This is a genomic window from Xenorhabdus mauleonii (genome assembly GCF_900113945.1).
GTDB classification, from domain to species: domain Bacteria; phylum Pseudomonadota; class Gammaproteobacteria; order Enterobacterales; family Enterobacteriaceae; genus Xenorhabdus; species Xenorhabdus mauleonii.
The window spans coordinates 154,599-174,017 of record NZ_FORG01000002.1 but is presented as its reverse complement, the minus strand read 5'-3'; the positions used below and the strand labels follow the sequence as shown (position 1 = coordinate 174,017).

General features: G+C 48.8%; 3 protein-coding genes. All 3 read right to left on the bottom strand.

From position 1 onward, the window contains the following. Positions 1-4 precede the first annotated feature (4 nt). Positions 5-13,291, bottom strand: a complete 13,287-nt coding sequence (locus BM100_RS23375; protein ID WP_092507527.1) for a non-ribosomal peptide synthetase — start codon at positions 13,289-13,291, stop codon at positions 5-7. Between the two features lie 37 nt (positions 13,292-13,328). Next, entirely contained in the window at positions 13,329-16,568 is a 3,240-nt protein-coding gene (locus BM100_RS02215) for a non-ribosomal peptide synthetase (RefSeq protein WP_092507525.1), read from the bottom strand. A gap of 491 nt (positions 16,569-17,059) precedes the next feature. Beyond that, positions 17,060-18,685, bottom strand: coding sequence for a cyclic peptide export ABC transporter (locus BM100_RS02210; RefSeq protein WP_092507523.1), 1,626 nt, complete (start codon positions 18,683-18,685; stop codon positions 17,060-17,062). Positions 18,686-19,419 lie beyond the last annotated feature (734 nt).

Sequence of the window (19,419 nt, the reverse complement as noted above, 5' to 3'; positions counted from 1 at the left end):
TTAATTAATTATCTCCATTTAACAGGGCACGCAGCTCATCTTCGGACAAGTCTTCCAATTCTTTTTGCAGCAACTCGATATCTTCTTGTGCGAAAAAGGTCTCAATTTGTCTTGATGCAATAAGTTCAGCGAGTTCAAAAAGCGTTGAATGAGCAAAAATGTCCTGAATAGATACTTCAAGATGGAATTCATCACGCAGTCTTGCCATTAACTGAATGATTGACAGAGAGTTGCCACCCAAATCAAAGAAGCTGTCATAACGGCCTACCTGTTCTAATTTCAACAAAGTCTGGAGAATGACGGCTATTTGTTGCTCTATCTCTCCTTCAGGAGCCGCATATTCATGGCTGGCAATCGCGGTACGATCAGGGGCAGGCAGAGCTTTGCGATCTACTTTTCCACTGGCAGTCAATGGGAATGCATCCAGCATGACAAAGGCGTTGGGTATCATGTATCCCGCCAGATGGTTACTGAGTTGTTCACGCAGGCTGTTGACATCCAATGTGGTGCCGGGCTGTGGAATGACATAGGCAACCAGTCGTTTATCCCCGTCATCTTCCTCACGGGCCACAACCAGAGTTTCCCTGACATCGGCACAGGCCAGCAATTGCGCTTCGATTTCTCCCATCTCAATGCGGAAGCCGCGGATCTTGACCTGAAAATCATTGCGCCCCAGATATTCAATCGTCCCGTCAGGCAACCAGCATCCGAGATCGCCGGTTTTATACATGCGGGCATCGGGTAGCGTGCTGAACGGATCTGCAATGAATTTCTCCGCCGTTAAATCTGGGCGATTCAAATAACCGCGGGCCACACCGAATCCGGCAATGTGGATCTCTCCGATCACGCCGAGAGGGGCAGGATGGCCGTGGGTATCCAGAATATAGATCTGGGTATTGACGTTCGGACGACCAATCGGGATTGCCGTTGTGATTGGGGATGAATAGTCATCCAAAATCAGATTGGTGGCGATCACGGTCGTTTCAGTCGGGCCATAGGAGTTAATCCAACCACAGGATTGGGTTTCTGGCAGAGACTGCCAATCCAGCAAATGGTGAAGCTCCGCTTTTTCGCCACCGACGATGATGGTCGTTAAGTATGGGCTGAAACCTGTGCGGCCTGCTTTCATCTCCTGAACCCAGTGGTGCCAGAAGGCGGTTGGCAAATCGATGATGGTTATTTTTTGCTGAATCAGATAATCCACGAATGTCTGATCCGGTACACGGATATGTGCCGGACGCAGGACTAAGGTTGCCCCTGCGGCCAACGTTGGGAAAATATCAGACACTGACGTATCAAATGCCACGGTAGCGAATTGCAGGATGCGATCCCCCGCTTGTGGGTGGCTTACCTGATGCTGGACATGGATAAAGTTCACCACATTGCGGTGTTCAATCATGACCCCTTTCGGTTGCCCGGTTGAGCCGGATGTATAAATAATGTAGGCCAAGTGATGGGCTTCAAGCCCCAACTGCTCAGGCACAGGGTTGTGTTCCGGTTGCTGTGCTACCTGCCCGCGGAAAGTGTCATCATCCAATAACCAAACAGGGATATCTTCTGATGGCACGCGCTCTTGTATGTGATGTTGGGTCAACAGCAGTACAGGCTTACTGTCTGATAGCTGGTAAGCCAGACGATCAGTCGGATACTCCGGATCAAGCGGAACGTAGTTTGCCCCTGCCTTGAGAATGCCAAACATGGCAACGATCATATCCAGACTGCGTTCAACGCACAGCGCAACATGGTTGTCAGGACGTATGCCAAAGGCTATCAGGCTGTGTGCCAATTGGTTGGCGCGGCGATTCAGTTCGGCATAGCTCAGTTCTGTGTCACCCGATACCAGCGCAATGCCATCAGGTGTGCGGGAGACTTGTTGTTCGAACATCTGATGAATCAGCATATTCTGCGGATATTCCAGACCCGTATCGTTAAAGTCTTGCAATAACTGGGTACGCTCGCTTTGTGGCAGGATCTCTATGGTTTCGAACGATTGTTCCGGCGCATGTTGCAGTGCTGCCACAATCTCTTTCAGAACGATTTCCATGTACGCATTCAGGCGTGCCGGATTGACTTGCTGATAGCATTGGACAACCAGTGAAAACCCGTCAGTCAGCGAGTCCACGTCCAGTGACAGTGGATAGTTGCTGCGTTCTTCGCCGCCGATGACCCGTATGCCTTCCCAAGCCTGCAAGGTGGACTGTGTATCGTCATCCGGACTGTGGCGGAAATTGAGCAAGCTGCTGAATAATGGCAATGGTGCCTGAATGCCACTGCAACGCTGGGCAACCGCAAGGGGAGCCTGTTCATGATTCAGTAACTCAGTGAGCTGCTGATTGGTTTCCTGTACTACTTGCAATACTGAGCGAGCCTGTAGTTGAACACGGATAGGCAAGGTATTGATGAACATGCCCAGCGCCTGAGATGCCCCGGCACCGCCTTGCAACCGGCCGAGCAGAACCGTGCCGAAGACCACATCATCCCGTCCACTGCATCGTGCCAATACCTGCGCCCATGCCACATGGAACAATACCGCGACACTCATGCCCTGCTGGCGGGCGCAATCACGCAGATTATTTGCCAATTCACTGTCAAGGGTGAGGATATCTTCCACAATTTCATTGGGCTGAATTTCATCTTGATGACTGTTTTGCACATCATGCAACCCAAACGGCAGTGTAGGCTCATCCACATCGCCCAGTAGTTGCTGGAAATAAGCCTGATGCACTTCCGGTGCCACACTGCGGGTTTGGGCGATGAAATTGCGGTAAGGCTGTGGAGCAGGCAAGCTGTCATCTTCGCCCAATAGCAGTGTTTTCACTTCATTGGAGATGAGTTCCAACGAAAGGTGATCACAAACCAGATGGTGATTCAGCAGGGAGAGCAACCAGTGCCCTGATTCATGATCTTGAGCAATATGAGCCGCCAGTAATGGTGCCTGAGTGAGATCCATCCGTATTGCACGAGAATCAGTCAAATGAGATAACTGCGCTTCGGCATTTTCTTCCGTGGACAGCGTGTGTTCAATGACCGGCAATGAGGCATGGCGATGGACGATTTGCACCGGTTGGACCAACCCTTGCCAGTAAGCCGAAGTGCGCAGGATATCGTGGCGGTCGATGACTTGCTGCAATGCGGTCAGGAAGGCATCAAGGCGCTCACGGCTATCAAATGCAAACTGGGTGCGCAGAAGGTAAGTATCCCCTTGGGTTTCCAGTAAATAATGGTACAGAATACCTTCTTGCAATGGTGCAAGTGGGTAAATGTCCTGAATATTGGCCGCACCACCCGGTATCACCGCGCTAATGAGATCAATCTCGTTTTGTGGCAGAGAAACCAGAGGCAACATATCCGGCGTAATGGCAGTACAGCCGTCAGAAATAAGGTTAGGCGGTGTAATGAAGGAATCCGTGCCGCTCAGACTGATTGACATCGCTTGTGCCATCTCTGCCAGTACCGGAGTGGAGAACACGGTACGGATATCGATAGACCACCCTTGGTTGCGCAATCTTTCCAACAGGCTGACTATCATCAGCGAGTGACCACCCAGTTCAAAGAAATGGTCATGGCGGCCAACTTGCTCCAATCCCAATAATGCCTGCCAGACTTCTGCTAGCGCCATTTCCTGTTCATTGGCCGGAGCTTCATAACTGCGCATCGCTATTGCCGCCTGATCGGGTGCCGGCAGGGCCTGGCGGTTCAGTTTGCCGTTGGGCATCAGCGGGAAGGCGTCAAGCGTCACAAAGGCGCTGGGCAGCATATATTCGGTAAGGTGCTGACTGAGTTCTTGGCGCAGGCTTGCCGGTTCCAGTTCAATGCCATCTTCTGGCACCAGATAGGCAACCAGACGTTTATTGCCAGGCTCATCCTCACGGGCAAGAACCACGGCGTCACGTACGCCGTGGCATTCCACCAGACGGGATTCAATTTCACCCAGTTCGATACGGAAGCCACGGATCTTGACCTGAAAATCGTTGCGGGCAACGTATTCAATATTCCCGTCAGGAAGCCAGCGGGCGAGATCGCCGGTTTTATACATACGTGATTCTTGGTTGGCAGAGAACGGATCGACAAGGAAACGTTCTTCCGTCAGATCCGGACGGTTGAGATAACCACGGGCAATACCATCACCGGCGATATACATTTCACCCGTGACCCCGAGAGGCACCGGCTGGCCTTTCTGATCCAGAATATAAATCTGGGTGTTGCCAATCGGACGGCCAATCGGAATTTTCCCGCTGTTGCTTCTGGTTAACGGCACTTCATAGAGGGTGGCAAATGTGGTTGCTTCCGTCGGGCCGTATGCATTAAACAGATATTGCGGTGGATAATCTGTTCTCAGGTGCATTACGGGGCGAGTATCTGCTTGTTCTCCACCAAAAATAACATAGCGCAAACCTGATAGTACCGGAGCGAGCAGGCTGGCGTACTGATTGAACAGAGAAGTCGTGAGGAATAGGGCGCTCACTCTCTCGGATGATAAACGCTGACCGAAGGCTGCCGTTTCCAGCAAGGCTTTTTCCGGAAGCAATAACAGACGTGCCCCGTGAACCAGACTGACCCAAACTTCCCACGTTGCTGCATCGAATGAAATATTGGAGCTATGGGCCACACAATCATCAGGGCCAATATCAGCAAAGCCGCTATTGATGATGAGGCGAAGGACATTTCGGTGTTCAACCATTACCCCTTTGGGTTTTCCGGTTGAACCCGAAGTATAGATAATATAGGCCATGTGGCGTGAAGTCAGCCCCAGAGCCTGCGAGTCCGGATTGTGGTTCGGCTGGCTTTCCATCAACTCTTCACAGGCATCCAGCACTAAAACAGGCATGCTTGTGGCAGGTTCAGTTTCAGCAAATACAGGCTGCGCGGCTGGAATAGCGTTGACGATAGTTTCAAGCCAAGCCGTTTGAGTCAGCAAAACAACCGGAGCCGCATCGTCAAGCATGTATGTCAGACGTTCAGCCGGATAAGTGGGATCGATTGGCACATAGGCACCACCCGCCTTGAGGATGGCCAGCAACCCGACGACCATTTCCGGACTGCGTTCAGCGCAAATGGCCACGCGATCATCAGGGCGGACGCCCAAGGCAATCAGATGATGGGCCAGACGATTGGCACGCTGGTTCAGTTCCCCATAACTCATCGTTTGATTTTCATAGATAAGCGAGATTGCATCGGGGTGCTGTGCAGCGTATGCCTCGAACAATTGATGGATCAAGGCATCCTGTGGGAAGTCCGCTTGAGTGGCATTGAAGTCGAACAACACTTGTTGCCGCTCTGAGGCGGATAGGATTGGCAGATGTGCCACGGTTTGATCGGCATCGTGAACCATGGCTGTCAGTACATTGCGCAAATAACCCACCATGCGTTCAATCGTGGCATGTTCAAACAGATCTGAGGCATATTCCAGCATTCCGTGCAGCCCATCCACGCTTTCAGAAAGCGACAGGGTCAGATCAAAGTGGGCGCTGCGATAATCCTGCTCGATTACCGAGACGGACAAACCGGGTAATTCAATGTCTTGGACTGGCGTGTTGTCCAGAGCCAGCATCACCTGAAAGATTGGGCTGTAGCTTAAGCTGCGTTCAGGTTGCAGCGTTTCCACCAACTGCTCAAAAGGCAGATCTTGGTGTGCGTAGGCAGCCAGTGCCTGCTCACGGACATGTGCGAGAACTTCAGTCACGGTCTGGTCATATTCCGGCTTAACTCGCATCGGCAGGGTATTGACGAAGAACCCGATTAAATCTGAAAACTCATTCCGTGGGCGGTTCGCGACAGGCGTACCAATGACAATATCTTCTTGACCACTGATTCGGGCAAGCACAATCCCCCAAGCAGCCAGCAGGGACATGAATAACGTGGTTCCTTCGCGTTGGCAGAGTGCCTTGAGCGAAGCCAGCAAATCCGCATCCAGATTGACCGCAACTTGCCCGCCAGCGTAGCTCTGTACTGCTGGGCGTGGATAGTCAGTAGGCAGTGTCAGCAATGCCGGAGCATCCTGAAGTTGGTTCACCCAGAAATCACGCTGTGATTCCAAGACCTCACCCTGCAACCATCCGCGTTGCCAGACGGCGTAGTCGGCGTATTGAATAGGCAAAGGAGGCAGGGGATCATCCTGTCCTTCAAGGGCGGAACGGTAAATTTCCCCCAGTTCACGGATCAGCACCCCGACTGACCAACCATCGGAAATGATGTGGTGCTGGGTGAGGATCAACGTATGCTCATCATCCGCCAATTGCAGCAACTGACCGCGGATCAGTGGCCCGTTGATGAAATCAAATGGGGTATTCATGTCCTGCTCAACCAGTTCAGCAAGTCGGTGTTGCTGGGTTGCCGCATCCAAGGAGCGGAAATCTTGGTAAGTCAGGGCAAAGCCTGTGTCCGCTGCGTCGATTTGCTGGGAAGGCTGCTCATCGACCAGAACAAAGCGGGTACGCAGGCTCTCTTGTCGGGCAACAAGGCGATTGAGCGTAGCGGTGAATGCGGAATGGTCGAGTTGCCCCTTGAGGCTGAGAACCGCAGGAATATGATAGGCCAAACTGGCCGCAGGCTCGAGTTGGGCAAGGAACCACAGACGTTGCTGGGCGAAAGAGAGTGGCAACGGTTGATTGCGATCAGCAACCGAAATGGAAGTTTGTGCAGACACTGAAGCATCATTGAGCGCAGTGGCTAAATCAGCCAAGACGGGGTGGGCAAAGAGTTGTTGCAAAGGCAGCTCCAGCCCCAATTTCTGGCGGACAGAGGCAGCAAACTGAACAGCAAGCAAGGAGTGCCCGCCCAACTCAAAGAAATGGTCAGAACGGCCGACTTTCTCCAATCCCAGCAGTGTTTGCCAAATCTCGGCCAAGGTCATTTCCATGTCACCGATCGGCGCTTCATAATCGCGCGTTACTGCCGCTGATTGATCGGGTTCTGGCAGGGCATTGCGATCAATCTTGCCGTTGGGTGACAGAGGGAAAGAATCAAGCGTGACAAAAGCGCTGGGGATCATGTAATCAGCAAGATGCTGGGTCAGTTGTTGACGCAACGTGGCAGGCACCAGTTCAACACCTGTTTTGGGGATCACATAAGCCACGAGGCGTTTTTCCCCCGCTGTTTTTTGTTGCGGTGAATCTATTTCATGGGCAAGCACAGTTTCGCGTGCGAGAACAATGGCTTCTTGAACGCCGTGGCACTGAACCAGTCTGGCCTCGATTTCACCGAGTTCGATGCGGAATCCCCGGATCTTGACCTGAAAATCATTGCGGCCCAGATATTCAATCGTGCCATTTGGCAGCCAGCAGCCCAGATCGCCGGTTTTATACATGCGGGCATTGGGTTGGTTGCTGAATGGATCGGCAACAAACTTCTCTGCTGTCATCTCAGGTCGGTTCAGATAACCCCGCGAAACACCGGCTCCGCCAATGTGAATTTCGCCGCATACGCCAAGAGGAACAGGCTGGCCATGCACATCCAGAATATAAATGGCTGTATTGGGCAGTGGATAGCCAATCGGGATATTCTTTTTCGGGGCAATCTGTTCAAGATTCAAAGATACATCGCTGTCTGGTGCTGAATTGTTCAGGGACAATGCTTCCAGGGATAATGTTGTCGCAATAACGGTTGCTTCGGTTGGCCCATAGGAGTTGATCCAGCGGCAGGCATGTGTTTCTGGGCTGGACTGCCAATTCATTAAATGACGGTATTCTGCTTTTTCGCCGCCGACGATAATTGTGCGCAGATAGGGGCTGAAACTACTGCGGCCTGCCATCATCTCTTGCACCCAGTGATGCCAGAACGCAGTTGGCATATCCATGATGGTGATTTTTTGCTCGCGCAAGAACGAGACAAATTCCATGTCAGGTATTCTGATATGGGGTGGACGCAGAACCAGCGTAGCGCCTGATGCCAGTGTTGGGAAAATATCAGACACGGATGTGTCAAATGCCACGGTCGCAAATTGCAGGACACGATCACCAAGTTGAGGTTTACTGGTTTGCTGCTGGGCGTGGATAAAATTCACCACATTGTGGTGCTCCAGCATGACCCCTTTCGGTTGCCCGGTTGAGCCGGAAGTATAAATAATATAAGCCAGATGGTGTGGCAGCAGCCCCATTTGATGGGCATCAGGATTATGGGTTGGTTGTTGTGCCATTGCATTGCGATGGCTGTCATCATCCAGCAGCAAGACCGGCGTATTTTGCCCCGGTAAACGAGCCTGCAAGTGTCGCTGGGTCAGCAATAATGCGGGTTTGCTGTCGGACAATTGATAAGCCAGACGTTCGGCGGGATATTCCGGGTCAAGGGGAATGTAGCCCGCGCCAGCCTTGAGGATACCGTACATGCCGATGATCATTTCCAGACTGCGGTCAACACAGATGGCAATCCGGTCATCAGGACGTACCCCCGAAGCAATCAGGTAGCTTGCCAGTTGGTTGGCATGGCGATTCAGCTGCGCATAACTCATCTGGCTTTCGCCGAATATCAGCGCAGTAGCGTCAGGTGTACGCTCCGCCTGTTGCTCGAACAGTTGATGAATCAACATATTCTGTTGATAGTTCAGTGCCGTGTCGTTGAACTCCACCAATAACTGCTCACGCTGCTGCGGTTGCAATAACGGCAGGTTTTCCACGGTCAGGGAATCATCCTCAACCATGGCTGTCAGCAGGGTTTGCAAATAACCGGCAAAACGTTCAACAGTGGCACGTTCAAACAGATCGCTGGCATATTCCAACTCACCAACCAAGCCATTAGCAGTATCAGTCATGGAAAGGGACAGATCGAAATGGGTACTTTGGCGGGTTGACGGCAGCTCATCCAGCACTAAATCAGCCAGCTCAAGAGATTGCTGTACCGGCGTATTGTCCAGAGCAAGCATCACCTGAAAAATTGGGCTATGGTTCAGGCTGCGTGGTGGCTTCAGCGCTTCGACCAGTTGCTCAAATGGCAAGTCCTGATGGATATAGGCTGCTTGTGCATGCGCTTTCACCTGTGCCAATAATGCAGCAACCGTCGGATTGCCTTCTAATTTGACTCTCATTGCCAGCGTGTTGGCAAAGAAACCGATCAGGGGTTCCAGCTCACTGTGCTGGCGGTTGGCAACCGGGGCGCCAATGACAATGTCCTGTTGGCCACTGATGCGGGAAAGCAAGATTGACCAAGCTGCCAACAATGTCATAAACAGAGTGGAACTATGGCGTTGGCTCAGTGCCTTTAATCCTTGGCTCAATTCAGGGGAAAGCGCGAATTCTACCTGATCCCCGCGATAGCTCTGTACTTCGGGGCGCACTCTATCGGTAGGCAATTCGAGCAGGGCAGGGGCTCCCTGCAAGGCATCGCGCCAGAAATCCACCTGTTTTTCCAGCAATTCACCCTGCAACCATTGCCGTTGCCAAAGGGCATAATCAGCATATTGCACTTTCAGTGCTGGCAGGGGATCGGCTTGCCCTTGATTAAATGCCTGATAAATGGCGGTCAGTTCATACATGAGAATATTCAGTGACCAGCCATCTGAAATCATATGATGCTGGGTCAACAACATCACATGTTCTTCGTCGGAAAGTTTCAACAATTGGCCACGAATCAAAGGATCCAAGGCGAAATCAAAAGGATGGTTGCTCTCAAATTGCGCGGCTTCATCAATGGCTGCTTGCTTTTCCGCATCATTTAACTGGCTGAGATCTTTGACGGTTAAATCAAAGCCACAGTCAGCATCGGCAATGATTTGCTGGGCTATGCCATCGACCACTTTGATTGTGGTACGCAAAATTTCATGGCGGGCAATAATTCTGTCCAGCGTTGCTTGCAGGGCGCTTTGATTGAGTTTGCCCGTTAAGCGCAACCCGCCGGAGATGTGGTAGGCCGTTTGGGCGGCAGAGTCCAGTTGCGCCAAGAACCACAGGCGTTGTTGCGGCCAAGAGAGCGGAAGCACTTGTTGCCGGCTGGCAGGCAATATCACGGGTTGTTCAGCGAGATTTTCTGAATGCTCGGCGGTAGTCAGTGCTTGCGCAGACAGAGACTGTGCCAAGTCCGATAGTATTGGATGTGTGAATAAACTTTGCAAATCAACTTTGATATTGAGGGCATGGCGTACGCGGGAAGCCATCTGTACAGTCAGCAAAGAGTGCCCGCCCAACTCAAAGAAATTATCGTGGCGTCCCACTTGTTCCAGCCCCAGCAGGGATTGCCAGACTTCCGCCAATTTTTGCTCGATTTCGCCTTGGGGGGCTTCGTACTCACGGCTGGCAATGGCACTGCGATCGGGTTCAGGCAGCGCCTTGCGGTCAATCTTGCCGCTGCCGGTTAACGGGAATTCCTCCAGCATGACAAATGCGCTGGGGATCATATGTTCCATCAGGTAAGTGCTCAATTGCTCGCGCAAATGAGCCGGGGACAGAACAGCACCGGGTTGCGGGATCAGGTAGGCAACCAGACGTTTGTCACCGCCCGTTTCCTCACGGGCAACCACCACCACATCCTTGACGCCTTCACAAGCCGCCAGTTGTGTCTCGATTTCCCCCAACTCAATGCGGAACCCGCGGATTTTGACCTGAAAATCATTGCGTCCCAAATATTCAATCGTGCCGTTGGGCAGCCAGCGCCCCAAATCCCCACTCTTATACATGCGGGAATTGGCTTGTTCTCTGAATGGATCAGAAACAAAACGTTCCGCAGTCAGTTCCTCTCTGTTCAAATACCCTCTGGCAACACTGTCGCCACCGATGTGAATCTCTCCGCTGACCCCGATGGGAACAAGCTGACCCTGTGTATCCAGAATATAGATGGGATAGTTGGTATTCGGATAACCAATGGGAATGGCGCCGTTGAGAGAAGCGAACTCTGTGCTGTCCAAAATCAGATTTGTTGCGGTTACTGTCGTTTCAGTCGGGCCATAGGTGTTGATCCAAGTGCAATTCTGGGTAACAGGCAGAGATTGCCAATCCACCAAATGACGGTATTCCGCTTTTTCACCACCAACAATAATAATGCGCAGGTGAAGGCTGAATCCCACGCGACCCGCTTTCATTTCCTGAACCCACTGGTGCCAGAATGCGGTTGGTATATCAATGATGGTGATTTTTTGCTGTTCCAAGAAATTGACAAATTCCGCATCCGGTACGCGGATATGCGCAGGGCGCAGGATCAGCGTTGCGCCCGCAGAGAGCGTCGGGAAAATATCAGACACGGACGTATCAAATGCCATCGTGGCAAATTGCAAAATGCGGTCTGCTGGCTGGGGATGGCTTATCTGGTATTGGGCATGGATAAAATTGACCACATTGCGGTGTTCGAGCATCACCCCTTTAGGCAGACCGGTTGAACCAGAGGTGTAGATGATATAGGCCAGATGGTGTGTCTGTAGTCCCAACAGGTTGGCATCAGGATTGTGTGTCGGCTGCTGCGCCAGAACGCGCTGGTGGCTATCGCCATCAAGCAACCAAACCGGAACGTCTGTCTTCGGTAATTGGGCTTGCAAATGTTGTTGGGTCAGCATTAACGCAGGTTTACTGTCTGACAATTGATAAGCCAGACGCTCTGCGGGGTATTCAGGATCGCATGGGACATATCCGGCACCGGCCTTGAGAATGCCCAACATGCCAATAATCATGTCCAGACTGCGATCAACACATAGGGCAATGCGATCGTCAGGGCGGATGCCAAAATCAATCAAACTGTGGGCCAGTTGGTTGGCGCGTTGATTCAGTTCCGCATAACTCAGTTGAGTATCTTGATAAACCAGAGCAACCGCATCAGGTTGTGATTCAGCCTGCTGTTCAAATAGCTGGTGGATTAATTTGTCCTGCGGATAGGCCAACGTCGGGCCGTTAAAATCGACCAAGAGTTGTTCGCGTTGTTGTGGCTCCATCAGCGGCAATTCGGCCACTGATTGCGTATCATCTGCCACCATTGCAGCCAGTAGGGTATACAGATGAGTGACCATGCGCTCAATAGTGGCGTGGTCGAACAGATCACTGGCATATTCCAGATCACCGGTTAAGCCATTTTCAGTTTCATCTAAGGTTAATGTCAGGTCGAAGTAAGAACTTTCCCTGATTAATGGGCGTTCTTCCAGCGTCAGGCCCGGCAGATCAAAATGCCGTTGACCCGGTGTATTGTTCGTTGCCAGCATGACTTGAAAAATCGGGCTATGGCTCAGGCTGCGTGAGGGTTGCAGCGTTTCGACCAATTGTTCAAAGGGCAGATCCTGATGGGCATAGGCATTGAGTGCCTGTTGCTTCACTTGCGCCAACAGCTCGCTGACAGTGGGGTTATCGTGCAATTGCACCCGAAGTGCCAATGTATTGACAAAGAAACCGATTAAAGAAGAAAGGGCGGGTTGCTGACGATTGGCGACCGGAGTACCGATCACAATATCGTCTTGACCACTGATGCGGGATAACAGAGTGGCCCATCCGGCCAGCAGGGTCATGAATAAAGTGGTGCCGTGGCGCTGGCTGAGATCTTTTAAACCGGCCTGTAATTGCGCAGGCAGAGTCAAATCAACGCGTCCCCCGGCATAGCTTTGTTTTGCCGGACGTGGCCTGTCAGTTGGCAATTCCAGCAAGGCTGGGGCATTTTGCAAAGTGTCACGCCAGAAATTGATCTGTTTTTCCAGCGCTTCGCCTTGCAGCCATTTTTTCTGCCAAAGAACATAATCCGCGTACTGGATAGTCAGGGGAGGCAGAGGATCAGCCTGCCCTTGGCTGAATGCGTGATAAAGCGTGGACAATTCTTGCATCAGTACAGCGACTGACCAGCCATCCGAAATAATGTGATGTTGGGTCAGCAGCAGAATATGTTTATCTTCCGCAAGTTTCAGTAACCTTCCCCGCAACAGGGGGCCATTGGCAAAATCAAAAGGTTGGTTCGCCTCAAGATAAGCGGTTTGTTCAATGGCCGCTTGCTGTTCTTCTGAGGATAATTGGCTGAAATCTTCTGTTGTCAGGGAAAAACCACAGGCAGCATCACCAACGATTTGCTGTGCTTCATCTTCTACCATCACGATAGTTGTACGCAGGATCTCATGGCGTGCGACAATTCTATCCAAGGCCGCTTGCAGGGCGCCCAAATCCAGTTTGCCTGTCAGATTCAAGCCCGCGGACATATGGTATGCCGTCTGTGCTGCGGGATCCAATTGGGCAAGGAACCACAGGCGTTGCTGTGCCCATGACAACGGCACACCGCCATCATGTTCCCGGGGCGTGATTTCTGTTTTTTGAGTGGTCTGGCGGGCCAGTTTTGCTGATTTGGCTAACTCAAGTAGTCTTCTGCGTTCAGCTAATGGTAAAGATGAAAGCTCGTTATTGTTCATTTTATTGATCACCATTTAAAACAAAAAAGTAAAAAAACTAACTATTTGATTTATAGATATCTTGCAGAGACTCTGAATCAAATTGCTGCAATAGAGAGTCAATAATGCATTCTTCAAGCTGACAGAGGGTTGGATGTGCAAACAGCTGATGAATGGAGAGTTCAACATCAAAGGTTTCTTGGATCTGAGCCTGCAACTGTAAGATCAACAATGAATGACCGCCGAGTTCGAAGAAATTGTCATAGCGGCTGATCCGATCCAGACCCAGCAATGATTGCCAGATGGCGGCCAGTTGCTCTTCTGTCTCGCTTTCCGGAGCTGCATATTCTTGGGTGGACATTGCGGCATGATTAGGAGCCGGCAACGCTTTACGGTCGAGTTTGCCATTCGGGGAGAGGGGGAATGCATCCATCATCATAAATGCACTCGGTATCATGTAATCAGCAAGATGCTTGCTCAATTGCTCACGCAACTGGGAGATATTCAGTGTGCAACCAGGATTGGGAATAAGATAAGCGACCAGCCGTTTGTCTCCCGCTTCATTTTCCCGCGCAATAACAACCGCTTCACGCACATCGGCACATTCGGTCAGGCGAGTTTCAATCTCACCCAATTCAATGCGCAATCCGCGAATCTTGACCTGAAAATCATTGCGCCCCAGATAGGCAATGCTGCCATTCGGCAGCCAGCGCCCCAGATCGCCGGTTTTGTACAGACGGGCTTGCGGATCTGCGCTGAATGGATCGGCAATAAAGCGCTCGGCGGTCAGTTCGGGCAGATTCAGATAACCGCGGGCGACACCGACTCCGCCGATGTGGATCTCACCGGCAATTCCCACTGGAACAGGCTGCCCGAGTGAGTCGAGAATATAGATTTGAATGTTGGAAATGGGGTAGCCAATCGGCACTTGCCCGATATAGCTGTCTGGGACACACCGCCAAGCGGTAACATCAATGGCGGCTTCGGTTGGCCCATATAAATTATGTAACTCACTGTGGGGCAACTGAGCCAGACACTGTTGTTGCAAGGTATAAGGCAGCGCTTCGCCGCTGCATAAAATCTGTCGCAGGGAACGGCAACGGCCGGCAGGAGCATAATGAAGGAAACTTTGCAGCATGGAAGGAACAAAATGAAGCGTGGTAATGCCACGGTTTTCGATCTCTTCCAGTAAATAATCCGGCTCTTTGTGCCCGCCGGGACGAGCCATCACCAACTGGGCGCCAAACATCAGGGGCAGGAAGAATTCCCAGACGGAGACATCGAAACTGAACGGTGTTTTTTGCAACACTTTGTCTTGCGCGGTTAATTGATAAGTATCCTGCGCCCAGAGCAAACGGTTCACAACACCACGGTGCTCATTCATAACCCCTTTGGGGAGGCCGGTAGAACCGGAAGTATAGAGCACATAAGCCAAATGGCGGGAGGACAGCCCTAATTGAGCAGCATCCAGATTATCACCAGATAAACGCCTCAGGTTGTCCTGCACCGCTGGGGTATCCAGAATCCAGACAGGAATGTCGGTAGCGGGCAATTTTTCCTGCAAGCCGTGATGAGACAATACTATTACGGGTTCACTGTCTGACAGGATATAGGCAAGTCTGTCAGTCGGGTATTCAGGATCGAGCGGTACATAAGCGGCACCTGCCTTTAAAATGCCGAGCAGGCAAATGACCATATCCAAGCTGCGCTCCATGCAAATGGCAACCCTGTCATCAGGATGAACACCTGCCTCGATGAGGGCGCGGGCGAGTTGGTTGGCCCGCTGGTTCAATTCCAGGTAACTGAGTTGTACATCACCACAAAGCAGGGCCGTGGCCGCAGGGCTGCGCTCTACTTGTTGCTCGATAAATTGGTGGATCAGCGCGTGTTGCGGGAAAGGTTTGTATGTGTCATTGAAATCATGGAGGACTTGCTGGCGTGCCTGTTCATCCATCAAAGGCAAACGATTAACTGATTGCTGCTCATCATTTGTCATTGCTTCCAGCAGATTCAAGAAATTTTGCATTAGCTGGCTGATGAATTCATCATCAAATACTGCGGTATCATAATAAAAGGAGTAGCGGATCTGCTCATTGGCTTCCAATACATTGATAGTCAATGGAACAGGAATATCGGCGTAATGAGGATAAGGGAAAGGCCGCAGTTCAGCGTTGCCCCATTTTATTGTTACCGAATCATCTTCTGCCATCCAAAGGGTAGGCAGGTCGTCAATGTATCTGGCTTTCTGGAAAATAATGGCGTTCTGGAAAACCGGAGGCACTTCAGCGTTGCGTTGTAACTGCAGTTGTTCCAGTACTCTGGAGAATGGGTATTTTTGATTCTCAATACCTTGGCGGATAGTTTTCGCTGCCAGTGAGATATGTTCTTGCACCGGCATTTCGCCATCAATTTGGCTACGCAAAGCGACCGGATTGATAAACTCACCGACCAGTTTTCCCCAGCGGGCGCGACCGCGTCCCGGCATGATAGAGCCGATAATGACGTCATCTTGTTCGGTATAACGATGGAGAAGAACTTGGTAGGCAGCCAAAAAAATGGCAAACAGGCTGTTGTCATATTTTGGGGCCAAATCCCGCAATTTGCTCACCAGGGAAGAAGGGATTTTTTTATATAAAGAAACCTTCCCGCGAGCGGTGGAAGTCCCGTTTTTAGCAGGCCACTGTGATACCGCTAAATTGCCCGCCAATGCATTTTGCCAGAACTGTTGTTGTTTTTTGGCGCCGGCACTTTTTAACCATTTTTGTTGCCATTCTACATAATCGTGATAGCTGTTTTCAGGTACAGGCTCCAGAGATCCCCCAGAGAGCAGAGCACCAAGCTCATCCAACAATATCCAGTAAGACCAGCCATCGACAGCCAGATGATCAAATGTCACCATCATGACACTTTCTTGTGGGCTGCATTGATACCAACTGGCATAAACCCGCAATGGATGGGATAAATCAAAAGAATGCCAGCAATCATCCTGAACCTGTTTCTGGAGCGCTTCTTCGCTGAGATGCTGAGCATCGTGTATCGTAAGTGTGATTTTGCAGTCGTCTGCAATGCAGTAGCCCAGTTCACCGTTATAGATGCCAAAACTCGCCCGCAGCAACGGATGCCTTTGCAGCAATACATTGAGTGCGTTTTCTAACTGTTCGGCGGTTAAGCCTTTAATGCGGGCACAAAATGCACTATTATTTTGACCGCGTTTGTTAGGATCAATTTGATATTGAAACCAGCGGCTGCTTTGCGCTTCCGATAAAGGGAATGATTTCAATTGGTCAGGGTAATTCATTCTATAGCTCCCTTTTTATGGGTACATTAAAAATAAAAACATGAGAACTGATAAAACAAAAAATCACACTTGAGCTGAAACGAATGAAAAGCTAACGCCCTGAAATAGATTTGCATCTATTCCCGTTAGTAATTTTTCTATTTGTAAAGGCTCTGTTAGAAAAAGTATCTATACTCGTTTATATGAACACATCCAAAATAAGTGACATAAAAATAGCTGACCATTCTAATAAAAAAGAACAGTCTCATTTTCAATAAGGCACTCAATTCCTTTCAGGTATTAGATAATTTTACATTAAATTTTTTTATTTCACATTTCTAATAATGCTTTTCTAACGTATCTAATTTTATTATAGGTTCTGCATGCTAAATTTTATTATGTATAATGATTTTTATTTATTTAATAATTTGAAGCTCATTGAATGCATAAAGCTAAATAAGAGCCTAAGTTATTAGGCTCTTTATAATGAGATTCATATTTATCTAAATGGCTTAATGAATTTTATTATTTATTTCTTTGATATTTCCATCTTCCAGTTTAATGACCCGGTCGGCAATATCAAAGTAAGCGTCATCATGACTGATAACTATGACAGTCTTGCCTTTGGATTTTAATTCAGGCAACAACTCTGTGTAGAACAGGCGTTTGAATACGGGATCTTGGTCGGCTGCCCATTCATCAAACAGATAAAAAGGACGGTCTTCCAAATAAGCTGAAACCAGCGCCAGTCGTTTCCGTTGACCTGCGGAGAGGTTGGTTGTAGAGAAACCACCATCAACAATTTTTACTTTATGCCCCATATTGAGTGATTCAATATAATGCGTTGCTTTTTCGGTAACATCTTTATCGCTGTTGAGCAATTGTTCAAAGAGATGATAATCAGAAAAAACAGCAGAAAAATATTGGCGGTAGTGCTCGTTATTCTCTGACGTTACAGGAACACCATTGAGCAAAACAGATCCTGATTCTTGTTCAAACAAACCCACAAGCAACATTGCAAGGGTTGTTTTACCACTGCCGTTACCCCCGACAATAAAGACAATTTCGCCTTGTGATATCTTCAGACTCAGCGGGCCGAGTGCGAACTGGCGATCTTCTCTATCGGTTGTGTAATGGTGGACGACGTTACTCAGCTCAAGAGTGACAGGCTGATGCTTACTGAATGGGCAAGGGCCTTCAATCTGCTTGGACAAGGCTTCTTCCAGCTCACTGTCAAGGCGGCGCATTTTATTCAATGAGACTTCAGCTTCTCTCAGCTCTGGAATTGCACCGATAACTTCAGATATAGGGCCGGACAGAAAAAGAACAAGCAATGAAACCGTGAATAAGGTGGATGGTTCTTGAGGAAGCCAAATAGGAACGATAAAGATTATTACACCAATGATGATATAGAACGCGACAGAACTGGCATTAAGAACCCATGCATAACTCGAATTCGCTTTAACGCAGATTTTTTGGAATACTTTCGCCGCAGGTGCGATAACTTTCTCAACAAAAAGATTGCCTTTTTGTTTATTGAGTTGCAGCTCTTTGCTGCCATCAATCAGGCTTTGGAAATTCAGGTAGATTTTGTCTACTTGATCACGCATCTGTGTCATCAGACGCAGTGGGTATTTTTCCCACAAATAGAATAAGTACATTAAAGACAGGCTGAGTACAGCCAGAATGACAAACAATTGCCAGGATATCCAGGCTAAATAACTAAAACAGGCCAATATCAGTGTGATATTCCCGAAGACACTGGGAGCCAACATAAAAGAGTGTACGAATACATCAACGTCTTTGGTTAAGACCGCCAATAATCCATGTCGCCCAAGTTTCTGTAGTTTTTTGAGTGGGGCACGTAAAATTTTATTACTTAAACTCAAGCGCAATGAAAAAATGGTAGCTTGAGCTAAATGAGATAATGTGATTTCTGATACGGTTTTAGTAATAAAAAAAATAAAACAGATGCCAAAAAATATCCACAGGAATCCTGTCAGATTTATTGTCTCTGTAACTCCTTGGCTGATCATTCCTACTATCGCAGCACCGGCAAATCCACTAATTAATGCGCTTATTGTCGATACAAGCAATAATATCCAAGATTGACGATATAAATAAGCTATTAGAGTCATAAAAAACAAGCCATTGTCGAAGGTTATAATTAATATGAAAATTCATATATCTGTCTACACAATTCACTATAGTTGTTTTTTTCTTATGAAACTGCAAGAGTGATTTATATCATGGTGATATTAATAAATATTATTGTGATAAAAAATCGTTAGACAATCTAAAGAGTTACTTTAATTAATTTCGGTGATTAACTTCATGGCATGATATTTTTTAATAAGCAATATTATTTGTTAGAAATATGAGGTTAATATAAAGAATGTATTTCTTTGTATTTAGATTGCAATGTTAAAAGGAGCAAGAAATACATAATCTATCTATGATTTGAGTAATTAATATAAATATTGTCAATAAATACTCGGAAAACTTCCTGACAGTCGTTCCATTTGCCGTTGGCCGTTCTATTGATCATTGTTCTGTTGATCGTTGTTCTGTTGATCATCGAGAGGGTTTTGCAGGGAAGGTTCACTTTGCAGGAAAGCGTACCTCAGTGTGCTTTTTTGTGAACAACATACTCTTTACTTACAGCTCACTTACGATGTGATGAGGATTTGCTAAAGAAAACAAGAAGAACCCACTAAAAACCAAATGGTTCTGTAACATGATTTAGGCGTTTTTATTAATTATAAAAGTAAAATAATTTGATTAACCTTTTGATTATAAAAACTATTTTTGATGTATAGAGCGAAAGTTGCTAATTGCAAATATATTTTTTATAAGATGGGTATAAATTACA

Bases quoted from the DNA above. Each gene is read 5' to 3' on its own strand.
- BM100_RS23375 (WP_092507527.1), bottom strand. From the start codon at position 13,291: ATGAACAATAACGAGCTTTCATCTTTACCATTAGCTGAACGCAGAAGA.
- BM100_RS02215 (WP_092507525.1), bottom strand. From the start codon at position 16,568: ATGAATTACCCTGACCAATTGAAATCATTCCCTTTATCGGAAGCGCAA.
- BM100_RS02210 (WP_092507523.1), bottom strand. From the start codon at position 18,685: ATGACTCTAATAGCTTATTTATATCGTCAATCTTGGATATTATTGCTT.